7 protein-coding genes are annotated in these 13,540 nt (G+C 67.4%); 1 reads left to right on the top strand and 6 read right to left on the bottom strand.

Annotated elements, in window-relative coordinates; translation table 11 throughout:
• Positions 1-148: 148 nt before the first annotated feature.
• The 6 genes from MYSTI_RS44315 to MYSTI_RS19465 form a co-directional block, all read right to left on the bottom strand.
• Positions 149-1,015, bottom strand: coding sequence for a hypothetical protein (locus MYSTI_RS44315; RefSeq protein ID WP_015349504.1), 867 nt, complete (start codon positions 1,013-1,015; stop codon positions 149-151).
• 206 nt (positions 1,016-1,221) lie between these two features.
• The gene (locus tag MYSTI_RS19485; protein ID WP_015349503.1) at positions 1,222-2,337 is read right to left on the bottom strand and encodes a right-handed parallel beta-helix repeat-containing protein; all 1,116 of its coding nucleotides are present in this window, start codon (positions 2,335-2,337) and stop codon (positions 1,222-1,224) included.
• Between the two features lie 132 nt (positions 2,338-2,469).
• Entirely contained in the window at positions 2,470-4,707 is a 2,238-nt protein-coding gene (locus MYSTI_RS19480; protein WP_015349502.1) for a S41 family peptidase, read from the bottom strand.
• Positions 4,708-4,880: 173 nt separating this feature from the next.
• Positions 4,881-7,955: a phospholipase D-like domain-containing protein gene (locus tag MYSTI_RS44185; protein WP_015349501.1), complete on the bottom strand. Its 3,075-nt coding sequence runs from the start codon at positions 7,953-7,955 to the stop codon at positions 4,881-4,883.
• A 34-nt stretch (positions 7,956-7,989) separates the two neighbouring features.
• Positions 7,990-9,252 carry a hypothetical protein gene (locus MYSTI_RS19470; RefSeq protein ID WP_015349500.1) on the bottom strand — a complete coding sequence of 421 codons (1,263 nt, stop codon included), beginning with the start codon at positions 9,250-9,252 and terminating at the stop codon, positions 7,990-7,992.
• Between the two features lie 108 nt (positions 9,253-9,360).
• Entirely contained in the window at positions 9,361-12,438 is a 3,078-nt protein-coding gene (locus MYSTI_RS19465; RefSeq protein WP_015349499.1) for an error-prone DNA polymerase, read from the bottom strand.
• A gap of 339 nt (positions 12,439-12,777) precedes the next feature.
• Between MYSTI_RS19465 and MYSTI_RS19460 the strand changes: the two genes are divergently transcribed.
• Positions 12,778-13,422 carry a hypothetical protein gene (locus MYSTI_RS19460; protein WP_015349498.1) on the top strand — a complete coding sequence of 215 codons (645 nt, stop codon included), beginning with the start codon at positions 12,778-12,780 and terminating at the stop codon, positions 13,420-13,422.
• Positions 13,423-13,540 lie beyond the last annotated feature (118 nt).

The raw sequence follows: 13,540 nt of genomic DNA, 5'->3' as shown, positions 1-13,540 counted from the left end.
AGGCGTCCCCGCTGAGAACAGGCACTTCTTCACAGAAGTGCTCGAGCGTAGGCCAGCCCGCGTCGGATCGGAATGGAGTTGATGACAGCTTCATTCGCGCCTGGAGTTGCACCCAGGCAACTCCAAGCGCGAGTCACGCGGCTCGAGACTAGAGCTGGAGACCCTTCTCGATCTCCGCCAGACGGAAGCGCGCCATGGCCAGGTTCGCGTTGGCGCGGTTCAGGGCCACGTAGAAGAACAGGCCCTCGCGCGAGGCCAGCGGGCGGATGACGTGGTACTGCTCGCCGAGCGTGATGAGGATGTCCTCGATGCGGTCCTTGATGCCCAGCACGGACATCGCCTTCATCTTCGCGCGGACGACCTCGGTGTTCGCGGCGGCGGCCGTCTCGATGTTGAAGGTCGCGGTCCCACCCTGGCTCCCCAGGCACATGCCGCTCTTGGCATCGACCAGACAAGCGGCGAAGGCACCTTCAATCTTCAGGGTCTCTTCCAGGGACAGCTTCACGTTCGGCATGACATCTCTTTCAGCGGATGGGTGGGTGGGGTGCTGCTCGACGGGAGGCGCCAATTCCTCCAGGCTGAAGGTCAACTGGCTGGAGTAGGTGCGAGGCTGTGGAACGAAGAGCGCCTGCGCGTCAGGGACGGCGAGCAGCGCGCGCAGGTGGCCCGCCATGTGTCCACGGAGCAGCTCGCGGAGGGTGTCTCGGGGAACCAGTCCCCACGCCACCAGGACTTCGCAGAAGTTGCCGCCGCTCTTGCGGCACTCCGCCATGACCTGCTCGACGTCGTCCCGGCTCACCCACTCGTTCTGGATCAGCAGGGACGAGAAGTTCTGGACCCCGGGGCCATTCAAGACAGCCCAAGCGACCTTCTGGTCCACGACGAAGATGCGGCCGGAGACGGTGGCCGACTTCACCACCACCTCACCGCCCAGCTCGCTCTCCAGTGCTTCGTGCAGCACGGAGCGTAGGACCGGACGCGACACCTGGGTCGCCCCTCGTGCTGCTCGTTCCATGGAGTGAGTCCGAGGCGAACCAGGTGTGTTGCTTTTCATTTCCGAATCCACGCGAACTATATCCAGCGCCCCCGCAATATCGCAACCTGACTGCAATACTAGGGATTCCAAGGGAGCGGGGTATATACCGCCCCAGGCCTGGGTCCGAATGCGGTGACCCCTTCGCAGAGATCAGCGTGGATGGGAAGGGGAAACCCTGCCCTCACCTACCCTCCGTGAAGGGGGCTCGCGTCAAAGGGAATGACCTGCGTCTGGCCCTGCACGTCGCACACGGAACCCGCACCGGCGGCATCGGCGGGGTCGCCTCCGGGGCCTGTCGAGGCACCCCAGTAGTTGAGGGTAGCATCCAGGAACAGGCTCGTGTCGTTGACGACGCCGCAGTTGGGGACGGACTGGAAGGCTCCGCCGACGGGCTCGCCGAGGTTCCCGTAGAAGCTGTTGCCATGGAGTCCGGGGGCGAAGTCGCCGCGGAGCCAGAGGCCGGCGCCGCGGTTGCCGATGGCGACGTTGCCCGTGAAGTCGAGCTGGGTAGGACCCGAAGTGAAGATGAGGAAGCCGATGGCCCGGTTGCCGACGGAGTGGTTGTCCTTGACGGTGCCTTGCTTGAGCCAGACGGTGAAGCCGTGGCCGTGGACGGGGCCCTTGCCATTGTCGGTGGCGATGTTTCCGGTGACGACGGATGCGCCGGACTCGGAGGTGACGGTCATCCCAGACCCGTTGCCCAGGGAGAGGTTGTCTTTGACGGTGATTTCATCGCCCCAGACGCGGAAGCCATCGTCGCCGTTTCCCTGGGCGATGTTGTCAATGACTCGCACGTTGCGGCCGCCGAGGGAGTCCAGACCGATGCCATCGTCATCGGTCACCTTCCCTGCCCCGGTGAGGGTGAAGCCCCTGTTGGGGCCGCCGAAGGTGACCTCGCTCGCGGTGATGTTGACGACGTCCAGCACGGCGCCGTTGGCGTCGAGGACGGTGCGCTCGGCGCCGGCGGACGAGACGATCTGCAAGGGTTTGTCGATGAGGATCATGCAGCGGCAGCCTGTGGCGACTTCGGCGGCTTCTTCGCCGGGGTCGTCGAAGTCGCCATCGCTGTTGAGGTCTCCGTAGCGGCCGGGGCCGACGAGGATGCGCTCACCCGGCAGGGCATGGGAGATGGCCTCGCTGATGGAGCGGCACGGATTCGATCTGGTGCCACAGGCGGCGCTGTCCACGGCGTTGTTGGCGACATAGAGCGTCCGCACGGTCTCCCGCACCGGCTCCGCGAGGCTCCCCGCAGGAATCCACAGTGCACTCAGGATGAGCAGTCCATACGTTGGTTTCGACATGGTGACCTCCTGACCCGCCTTCGCCACGGGCCCGCGAGCGCCATGGATTGGCGCCGGGGCCAACTTGGTGTTGCAGCGTCAGGAGCGGTAGCCCTTAGCACGGGAGTGCAAGTCGACGACGCATCCACGCGCTCACTGGCCGGTGCGCAGGTACTCGATGGCCCGGAGCAGCTCCGTGTCCCTCCCGGCCGCGAGGTCCACCGCCGTGGGCGTGGACTCGATGTCCGGGACGATGCCCACACCGTGGAACGTCGAGCGGTCCGGAAAGAGCATCTCCATGCCGGTGAACCACGCGAGCATGCCTCCAGGCATCAGCAACCGGGCGACGACCCCGTTCGTCCCCGCGCTGCGGCGGCCAACGACCTTCACCCTCCGGGCACCGGTCAGCACCATGGAGAAATCCTCCGACGCGGACACCGACTTGGGGCCCACCAGGAGGACAATGGGGCCCGAAAAGGAGGGGTTCGACATCGGCTCGATCTCCCCCTGCTCCTCCTGCCACCCGAACTCCTCGGGACCCGTCCATACCGGGGTGCGGAAGACCGACGTGAGGAACGGCGTCGGGATGAGCCGCCTTCGCGGTTCGTAGCTGCCAAAATTCGGGTAGCCGCGCAGATCCAGGACAAGACCGCTGGCACCTTGCGCGGCGGCGAGGGCCGCCCGGAACTGCCCTACGGAGCTGAGCACCTGATTCGCCAGATTCATGTAATGCAGCTCCGGCGCCCCGAGGTCCGCGAGGCTTCCCGCTCCTCTGAACGATGGAGGCCCCAGGAGCATCTGCGGCTGAGGCTGCACCTGCACGAAACGCGTGACTCCATCCACGCCCCGCAGGCCGAAGGTGGAAGGACCGTTCATGTTGACCAGCCGCCTGGCGGCGACTTCATGCTTCCAGCCAGGCGTCGCGGCCGAAGCGTGCGCCGTCTCCACGCTCAACCACTCCGCCATGGGCACACCATCGACACTCGTCACAGTGTCTCCAGGGTGTACATCCGGCACCACGGAGCGGCGGACAACCGGCTCTCCGCCGATTTCGTCCAAATAGACGGCGAAGTAGCCCGCCGGCGTCGGTCCCCCCCGTGCGTAGACGAACCCGTGGCCGTCCTGGAGTACCTCATTGAAGCGCAGGAGCAGTCGCTGCGTCTGTTGGACATGCGTGACGGGCACGGCGTCCACCAAGGCCAACATCTCCAGCAGGCGATCATCGATGCCATCCCCCACCGTCCCGAAGTAGGGAAAGAACAGCCGCGTGGCGCCGTGGAGGATGAGGAGGTCCGCCCGGGCGATGCCCGATGAGGCCGCACTGGGCGGCAGGACCTCGAGCGCGAATCGCTTCTCCGGGGCGTTGCGCACGACGGGCGTGGTGCGATCCACCGGCGTGGGAACGCCAGAGAAGGATGTAGCCTGGAGCGCCTGCGCGGATGGGACGGAGTCGGAACTCCCCACCCCCAATCCAAAGTGGGAGAGGCTCGAGTCCACGGGAATGACGTCGGGCACCGCCCCCTGCGCGTCCTCCAGCCGCGCGGTGCGCACGAGCATCCCCTTCCTCTTCACGGGCATCCACTTCGACTCCGCGACCGCCGTGTGGACGGGAGCGCCAACAAGCCAGGCACGCTGGGCCATCCGCAAGTCCACCGCGAATCGAGCCGCCGCGGGAGCCAGCGCCGGACCGGTGAGCAGCGCGACCGGCAACTCGGCCCGCCCCGTCGCGGCGTACGGCTCGCGTGCGCGCGGCTCCACGAAGTTGCGATAGGCGGAGTACTCGCTTTCGGGCGTCATCTCGTCCGTCATCCCGATGTGGTGCCGGACGCGTTCAGAGAGGCGCGCAACGGGCGCCGTGCTGACCGCGCCGATGGCACGAGCCAGCGCCTCCTCGAGCCCCGGAGCCGCCGGCAACTCCCTCAGGTCGATGATGACCGCGCGGGAATGCCGGGGGACCTGGACGTCACCGGTGCCTGGACGAATGAACGCGATGGGACCCACCGAGAGGACTTGCGCGGCGCGCAGCGTCCTGGACGACGCGGCTAGCGCGCAGACACCTTCCACCCTGTCGGCGTAGTGACTCGTGGCGGCGTCCCAGTCCACGGAGCTCCCCTCCAGCGCGCTGACCAGAGCCAGGTCAGCGTCGTGGTAGCCGGGCCCCGTGCCAAAGAAGCGCGTCTGCCCGTGCGCGGCGGACAGCGCGACAGGCGCGGGCAGCGCGGTGGTTGGACCTGCCTGCCCGAAGTCGCACCAGCTCTCGGCGGACAGCAACGACTGCCCCCAGGCACTTCCCCCCAGCAGAGAGAGAAGAACGGCGGTGCCCCGCCCCCGCCGCTGGCCGCGACGCGCCCAGCAGACGCCGTGAGAGATGAGGTTCCAGATGCTGGACATGCGTGGGTCTCCTCAGGCCCTCGCCCCCGTGGCGACTCAGGCCACCGGGGGAACGAAAACGCCGGGCGACCATATCGCCATATGCCTGCACTTGTTATTTACACAGCAACTGCACCTGCCACTCGAAGCGTCGGGTATGGCGAAAGGAAGGACAACGGCATCGAGCACAGGTCTCAGACCATGACGAAGTCGTCGTCATCCGAGTCGTCCGACGTCCCCTTCGTCGCAGTGCTCCCTCCACTCGCGGTCGGGCTGGTGGAGCTCACATCCGAGCCCTTCTTCGCCGGGGCATCGGAGCCGCCCACGACGACGAAGTCGTCCACGACGCGCCCGTTGATTCCATCCAGGGCCAGCTGGTGCTGCGCGCGGAAGCGAAGGGCCGCCTCGCGAGGGTCCCTATCGGGCGCGGGCAGCGCCCCATCGTGCGAGACGAGCCACCGCGCAAGCTCGATGACCCACGGACCACAGCTGTTCTGCCCACCGTCATGGCCCACCCTGCGGTCATTCTGGTAGCGGACGCCGCATCGCTCGACCTGCAGGTCCGGGAACGCCCGTCCCAACGGGCCCAGGTTGGGCACGGAGTCAGGACTGAGCGGGTCGATGTAGAGAACCCGCGCCTGTCCTCTCGCGCCGCCCGAGGGAGGCGCCACCCGGATGAAGATCAACCCCCAGTGGTTGCCATTGACGTTGTAGGGCTGGACGAGGGTGCGAGGCGTCCCACCCGCAATCAGTCCCCGCAGGGCTTCGTCATACGTGTCCGGCGCGATGCGATTGAGCACATAGCCGTTGATGCCGCGCAGCACGACCACGTTCGGCACGCGCCCGAGATAGTGGTCCAGCAACGTGAAGATCTGCTGGTCGGTGTAGTAGTGGTCCCCTTCGATCTTGTCGCTGTTCTCATAGGAGCTGGAGACCGAGCTCGACACCTGCGTCGAGGGAGGCGTCTGGCTCACCGTCCCGGAGCTGCTCGGCGGTCGAGACGGAGCCAGGAGCTCCCGCTCGCGCCGCTCCATCATGCCCTTCAGCGCGGACTCCGCATCCTTCTCGAGAATCGGCGCGAGGTCCGGCGGCGCACGCAGGTCGACCCGAATCACCTTCCCCCGGTTGTCGGCGTGCAACAGCGGCGGAGACCAGACCTGCTGGCCCACGCCTCCCCGACCGAAGAAGGACGACGAGGGCCGGGCCGTGAGCGACGGCAAGGTCGGCTCCACCATCCCGCTGAAGAACTCCGAGCGCGGCAGCATCCCGAGCCCCGAAGACTTCATCAGCCGCGTCGCCGGCTGCCCCGAGAGCAGACTCCGCCCCAACCCCAGCGCATCCCGAGGCACCTTCGCCAGCGTCGTGCAGCCCCCCTTGCACGCGGGATTCACACAGTGCGCTCCCGAGTAGTGCCACAGCGGCTCCCAGTACGTCCGGAGCAGGTCCGCCACGGCGCCCGGTCCCTCGATGAGATAGTTGAACTCGGAGAGGAAGCCTGGATAGAGATTGTCGGACCCGACGACGTACGCTTGGTCATCGGCAATCATGATCTTGGTGTGATTGCCCGGTGCGGAAGGAACTTTCGGGAAGACGGCGCCACTCGCCTTCTTCACGGACTCCACCGCGCTCCCGATGATGCCCTTGACCGGCGGCACCTGCGCGAGTGACGGCTGCTTCAACGTCGCGGTGAACCCCTCCGGCGTCAGCTCCGGCCAGAAGTACGACTCCCCTTCCCGCGTCTTCTCCCGAGGAACCTCCGTGTAATAGAACGGAGCAATGTGCAGCCGGGCCAGGGCCGCCAGCCGCGTCTCCGCATCCGGCCGCCGCGTGTCTGTCTCGACGGCGTTCGCCATGTAGTACTGGAACAGCTCGAACGTCCGGCACGCCCCCGAGCCAAACGAATACTGGTCCCCCTCCGCCCCCGCCCCGGCGTCCAGGGGCGAGACCACCACCTGCACCTGAAGCCTGGGATTGGCGATCAACGCCTCCATGATCCAATGGCAGACCACATGCGATGACCACTTCTTCTTCCACGCGCTCACCAGGTCCATCTGGGACAGCCGCAGCGTGCTCGTGGCGCCGTGAATCAACACCGACTTCATGATCTCCGACGCCTGCTCGTAGTCCCGGTCCATGTCCGGGCCCGACCAGTGCTTCCCGATGGACAGGACTCGACTGGCCTTCTTGTACTCATCGAGGCCCGCGTAGCCGATGACCTTCTCCTCCTTGAAGACAGGCCCCTCCAGGTCGCGCAGCGTCTGGAGGTCATCCTCGCGAATGGCCTCGGCGCCCAGGTCCTCCGGGGTCTCCTCCTCCAGGATGGTGGGCAGGGGCTCGAACGCGCCGCGACGGGGACGCGGCCTCTCCCCCGGCAGGCTGCCTCGATGCAGCCGCGCGAACTCCCGCGCACGCTCGGTCCGGTGGTCCCCTGCCTCCCGGGAGCTCAGCGGGTCTTCGAGCCTGCGCACACTCGCGTCATCCCCGTTCCTCCACGTCAGGGTGCCTGGGTCCAGGAACTCCTTCGTCACCACGTCCGTGCCGCAGCCCCACATCCGATCCAGGAACCGCTGCGAGCCCAGCGCCGCCTCGCCATGCATGACGACGGACACGTCGTGCACGGGCGGGTAACTGGTGAACAGGTCCATGTTCAGGTTGTGCCCGCCGACCAGGGACTCGAGCCCATCCGAGGCGATGATCTTCGAGTGGTTCCACGTCATCTTGGTGAAGTCGTCATCGGGCTCGGACACCATCCAGGACGGCAAGGACGCGCCGACGAAGGCGGAGAACCCCGACACGAGCCCCTTCTGCAAGCGGAAGAACTTCGCCATCCAGAGGTCCGGTGTCGCGCCCCAGGCCCGCTGCCGGGAGCGCACCAGGCGAATCAGCGCGCCCTGGAAGTCGACGAGGTTGGGCGACGTGCCGTCCTTGAAGATCATGGGCGTCTGCCCGAAGAGGAACCGGAACTGGAGGGCGGGACGGCCGCGATTGGCCATCATCGCCGTGTCGATGGCGCCCAGAATCACCTTGGCCCAGGAGGGGTCCGGGCTGTTGAGCGAGGCCACGTCACAGCGGAACCGCGTCTTCTGGACGACCTCGATGATGGCGCGCTCGAAGTCCTTGGTGCGGCTCCGGGCCGCCGGCATGATCTCCGGCCCGAACGGCAGCCCCCAGATGCGCGGCGTGTCCAGGATGCGCACGTAGCTCTCCCGGCTCACGTGCGTGAAGTAGTGATGGGGCACCCGGGCCAATACTTCGTCAATCTTGCTCATCGTCGCCGAACTCCTTGCCTGGATGGGTGATGACTCAGAGGAACGTCCAGTTCACCCAGCCACCACCGGCCTGCTCGATGGTGCAAGGAAAAGCCAGGTTGAGCGGTGGCGTGCCCACCACATCCTCGAAGTAGTAGCGCTCCGCGCCTCCTCGGCCATGGATGGACGAGACACGTCGCACGCTCGGCCGGAGCACCGTGCGAGACGTCCGGGCCTCCCCGTTCGCCATGGTGTCGAAGTGGTTGTGCGCTGTATGGATTCGCCGTCGCAGGGACTTGACGCCCTCGCGGACGCGGCTTCGCGTCTGGAAGGTCGTATCCCATTGCGTCAGATATCCCCGCGCCATCTTGTAGACAAGCTTGGGAACCGCGGCGACGTCGGGGTTGACCTTGGACGCGACATACAAGCCATCCGAGGTGGAGTTGCCCGCGACGGTGCCGTGCCGCCCTCGACAGGCGTAGAGCTTGTATCCCACGGGCTGCTCCAACTCGCTGCGCGCGAGCGGGTCCTCCAACTGCCGGTGGTCCGCGAGCGTCGCCCACGAGCTCCCCAGGCCCCGGTTGTTCTCGATGACCGCGTGAGGGGGATGCTGGGTCATCCGGGCATTGGGCCGCGGAATCACCGCGCTGAAGCCCGTGTCCAGGTGGTCCCAGGCATAGACGCCGACATAGTTGGCCACGTTCGGGGCCAGCTGGGTCTGGATGCCGTACCACACGCCCGTGCCAGGCACGGGGTCGATGGCGAAGATGTTGATGGGGATGTTGGCGCAGGCCTTCCCCCCATAGGCGTGGATGAACCAGGCGGCCATGAGCGACTCGACGGCGCCTCGGCTGTGCCCGATGAAGTTGTATTGCTCCGCCCCGCTGGCCACCGCGAGGCTGGCGGCGTGCAACGCGAGCGCGGCGTCGGCCCAGCCGGATATCTGCCCCACCATGCTCCGCTGATTCCCCTCGGAGTAGCTCCTCGCATAGGAGCGCAGCGCCCCCGGAGCACCCGGCAGGGAGCTGTCCAGCGGAGAGCACGCATCCATCTGGTGGTGCCAGTCGTTCTCACCGACACCGCGCACGGTGGCGCTCAGCTTCGTGTCCTGGAGCTCACCGGAGATCTCCTTGTGGAGCCGCACCGGGATGTAGCCCGTCTCCTTGTCGTAGATGTCCTTGTCGCTGATGAGCCGCTTGTCGCTCTTGGCGAACCAGCCGATGAGGGTGTTCTTGTAGTCCCAGTACCGGGTCTCTTCTCCCTCATCCCGTGAGCAGCCGGTTCCACAGAAACACACGGTGAAAACATTCTTCGGCATGCCACGTCCGTCCGAGCGAGGGGAGAATCCAGCGACTCCCCTTGCCAGCCGCGTGCCGAGACGACTTCCACACGACGCCCCAGGCGGGACACGCGCGGGACGCGGCCCTCAGGGACGCGGCTGCGTCTTGGCGGTACGCAGTTCCGCCCGAGGCGAGGCCGCGGTCTCGAGCCCCCACACCGTCTTCACCTTCACGTTCGTCACCTTGCCCGAGCGCTCCAGCACGCCCTGCCCCACCACGAACAAGGCCGCATGCAGCTCCTTGCGACACCGCTCGTAGACGTCCGGAGGCACCACGAGGTTGGCGATGCCCGTCTCATCCTCCAGTGAGACGAAGCACATGCCCCGCGCCGTGGGCGGACGCTGTCGGCAGATCATCATCCCGCCCACCGTCACCGTGCGCCCGGAGGTCACCTTCTTCAGCCCCTCCGCCGTCACCGCGCCCTGCTTCCTCAGCATGGGTCGCAAGAGCTCCAGGGGGTGTTTCTCCAGCGACAGGCCCACCGTGTCGTAGTCCGCACAGACCCGCGCGAACACATCCATGGAAGGCAATTCCACCTGCGTGCCATCCATCGACATGCCGAAGAACAGGTCATCCGAGTCCAGCGGCCCCAGCGCCTGGATGTCCCAGAGCGCCTGACGCCGAGAGCCCTTGCACAGCGGCCCCAGCGCCCCCGCCAGCGCCAGCCGCGTCAGCTCGTGCCGGGGAATCCTCGCCCGCCGCGCGAGGCTGCCCACGTCCGCGTAGCCCTCCTCGCCTCGCCCCGACTCCACCCTCCGCCCCGCGGACTCACCCAGGCCCTTCACCATCCTCAATCCCAGCCGCAGCGCCTTGCCTCCTTCCTCCAGCGTGCAATCCCAGCGCGACACACGCACGTCCACCGGCCGCACCTCCACCCCGTGCCGCTGCACGTCCGCCACCAGCGTGTGCGGCGCGTAGAAGCCCATGGGCTGGGAGTTCAGGAGCGCCGTGGTGAAGGCCGCGGGGTAGTGACACTTCAGCCAGCTCGACGCGTATGAAATCAACGCGAAGCTGGCGGAGTGGCTCTCCGGGAAGCCGTAGTGCGCGAAGCCCCGGAAGTTGTCGAACCACTCCTCCGCCTGGGCCCGCTCATATCCTCGCGACAAGCAGCCCTCCACGAAGCGGCCCCGGTACTGGAGCAGCATGGACTCCGCGCGCTTGTGGCTCAGCACCCGCCGCAGCCCGTCCGCCTCCTCGGCCGAGAACCCCGCCGCCACCATCGCCAGCTTCATCGCCTGCTCCTGGAAGAGCGGCACGCCCAGCGTCTTGCCCAGGATCTCCCGCACCGCCTCGCTCGGGTAGCGCACCTCCTCCTCCCCGTTCCTCCTGCGCAGGAACGGGTGGACCATCTTCCCGACGATGGGCCCCGGGCGGATGAGGGCAATCTCCACCACCAGGTCGTAGAACGTCCTCGGCTTCAGCCGAGGCAGCATGTTCATCTGCGCGCGGCTCTCGATTTGAAACACCCCCACGGTGTCCGCCTCGCACAGCATGTCGTAGACCTTCGGGTCCTCCGCGGGAATCGTCGCCAATGACAACTCCCGCCCGTGGTGCTCGCGAATCAATGCGAAACACTTCGACAGCGCGGTGAGCATGCCCAGCGCCAGCAGGTCCACCTTCAGCAAGCCGATGGAGTTGATGTCATCCTTCTCCCATTGGATGACCGTCCGCCCCGGCATGGCCGCGTTCTCCACCGGCACCAGCTCCGTCAGGGGCTCGCGTGTCATGACGAAGCCCCCCACGTGGATGGACAGATGTCTGGGAAAGCCCTCCAGCTCCGCCGCCAGCGACAGCGTGCGCTGCACCCGCCGGTCGAACGCGGACAGCCCCGCCTCCAGCAGGACCTCCGGCGTCACCTCGAAGCCGTGCGCCGCGGAGACCTTCGACAGCCGATCCACCTGGTCCAGGGACAGGCCCAGCGCCTTTCCGGCCTCCCGGAGCGACAGCCGGCCCCGGTAGCAGATGACCTCGCACACCATGCCGGCCCGGTGCCGCCCGTGCTTCTCGTACACGTACTGCAGCACCTCCTCGCGCCGCTCGTGCTCGAAGTCCACGTCGATGTCCGGCGGCTCCTTGCGCGCCATGCTCAGGAAGCGCTCGAACAAGAGCCCCATCCGCACCGGGTCGATGGCCGTGATCTGCAGCGCGTAACACACCGCCGAGTTCGCCGCGCTCCCCCGCCCCTGGCACAGAATCCCCCGCCGCCGCGCGAAGCCGACGATGTCCCACAGCGACAGGAAGTAACCCGCGAAGTCCAGCGCGGCGATGAGCCGCAGCTCGTGCTCTATCTGCTTCACCACCTCCGGCGGCACACCCGACGGGTAGCGCACCGCGAGCCCCTCGTAGGTCAGCGTCCTCAGGTGCTCGTCCGCGGAGCGCCCCGGAGGCAGGTCCTCCTCCGGGAACCGGTAGCGCAGGTCATCCAGCGACGCCCGGCACCGCGAGGCCAGCTCCACCGTCCGCGCCAGCGCCTCCGGACGGTCCTCGAACAGTCGCGCCATCTCCCGAGGCCCCTTCAGCGTCCGCTCGCCATTGGGCAACAACAGCGTCCCCGCCCGGTCCACCGTCGTTCCGTGCCGCACCGCGCTCAGCACGTCCTGCAGGGGCTGACGCCGTCGGTGGTGCGTGTGCACGTCGTTGTGCACCACCAGCGGCACCGCCAGCTCCCGCGCCAGGGCCTCCGCGCGCGCCTCCCTCGCCGAGTCTCCCGCCGACAGCGTCCGGCACAGCCCCACGTGGAAGCGCTCCGGGAACGCCTCCGCCAGCGGCGCCACCCGCTCCAGCGCCGCGGGCTCCGGCAACAGCGCGAGCAGCCCCCTCGAGCGCTCCGCCACCGCCCTCCACGGCAGCCCCGACTCCCCCTTGGGGTGGCTCATCCGGCTGCGCGACACCAGCGCGCACAGGTTCGAGTACCCCTCCGAGTCCGCCGCGTAGACGACCACCGGAGGGCCGTCCTCCAGCGTCAGCTCCGCGCCCAGTATCAACCGCAGGCCGTGCTCCTTCGCGGCCAGGTGGGCCTTCACTGCGCCGTAGAGGCCATCCGTGTCCGTCAGCGCCAGCGCGCTCATCCCCAGTCGGGAGGCCGTGAGCACCAGCTCCTCCGGATGGGAGGCACCGCGCAGGAACGAGAAGTTGGAGCGACAGACGAGCTCGGCGTAGTCCACACCCGATCAAGACACTGACCAGCCGTTCAGGCGCTAGGTCGGATCTTCATCCAGCGTCCGAGCAACGCGCCGGGTTGAGCGACCCGGCTCCACCCCCGACGCCGCACGTCCTCCGCGCCACGACGTTTCCAGACAGCCGCCCGTCCGAGCGCCTCGTTCAAACCCAGACAGGCACCGCGCATGCCACGCGTGGCTGTCCTGGCAGCAACGCTCATCACCTGAGAACGCCTGCCGCCGGGATCCTCGATGCCTACCGTGAATCGGCTCGCGTGGCGCCGTCCGCGTCGCGAGCGCGGCATCGGCCCATGTCGCCCCGCCCCCAGTCGACACGGAGGTTCCATGTCCTTGCATGGCCACAACCGCCTCGCCTTCCCCTTCTCGCTCCTCCTTGCTTCCGCCCTGCTGCTGCCGGGGCACGCGATGGGAGGAGAAGCCAAGGCGGGCCCGCGCAAGTCCACGCCCTGCGGCTCGAATCGAGAGCTGTACGTGGGCACCTACAAGGGCCGCGTGTTCAAGGAATGGCAGAGCGCATTGACCGATGAGCAACTCCAGGACCCGCTGACCCGCATGGCCAATGACTCCCTGCTCAAGAACAACTACACCCTGACGGTCCGCTTCTCGAGAGACCCCCGAGGCAGCTACTGGGCGGAGACCCACGTCCAGTTCGACAGCCTCACCCCGGACAGCGTCGGCCCCAGCCACAAGGACACCACGGGCTACCTGCTCCATCTGGATCGCGACCCCGCCCGGGTGGAGTTCATCGTGACGCGCAGGCCCGCGAAGACCTACGCGAGCCGCGCGGGCAGCATCGAGAAGGCCACGACCCGAGGCCCCAAGCCCACCACCCTCATCTTCAAGGAGACGCTCACCCTGGACGCACTGGACTGCGGCGCCGACGGCGTCCCCCAGCGGCTGCTCTACACCCGGACCCTCGGCGGCCAGCAGCCCATCGTCGAGACGCGCGAGCTGTTCCGCGTGAAGTAGGTCGCTCGGGCCCACCAGGAAGGCCCCTGGGGGGGCGTGCGCGCCCCTCTTCCGTGAAGATTCCGCTTGCGCCTTCCCTCGTCCCGATTTGACAGGACAGGGAACCGGCTGACAAAGA

Origin of the sequence: Myxococcus stipitatus DSM 14675 (genome assembly GCF_000331735.1) — a bacterium.
GTDB lineage: Bacteria > Myxococcota > Myxococcia > Myxococcales > Myxococcaceae > Myxococcus > Myxococcus stipitatus.
This window is presented reverse-complemented; position numbering and strand designations above follow the sequence as displayed.

Excerpts from the sequence above, each read along its gene's own strand:
- MYSTI_RS19460 (WP_015349498.1), top strand. The coding sequence starts at position 12,778 with ATGTCCTTGCATGGCCACAACCGCCTCGCCTTCCCCTTCTCGCTCCTC.
- MYSTI_RS44185 (WP_015349501.1), bottom strand. The coding sequence starts at position 7,955 with ATGAGCAAGATTGACGAAGTATTGGCCCGGGTGCCCCATCACTACTTC.
- MYSTI_RS19485 (WP_015349503.1), bottom strand. The coding sequence starts at position 2,337 with ATGTCGAAACCAACGTATGGACTGCTCATCCTGAGTGCACTGTGGATT.
- MYSTI_RS44315 (WP_015349504.1), bottom strand. The coding sequence starts at position 1,015 with ATGGAACGAGCAGCACGAGGGGCGACCCAGGTGTCGCGTCCGGTCCTA.
- MYSTI_RS19480 (WP_015349502.1), bottom strand. The coding sequence starts at position 4,707 with ATGTCCAGCATCTGGAACCTCATCTCTCACGGCGTCTGCTGGGCGCGT.
- MYSTI_RS19470 (WP_015349500.1), bottom strand. The coding sequence starts at position 9,252 with ATGCCGAAGAATGTTTTCACCGTGTGTTTCTGTGGAACCGGCTGCTCA.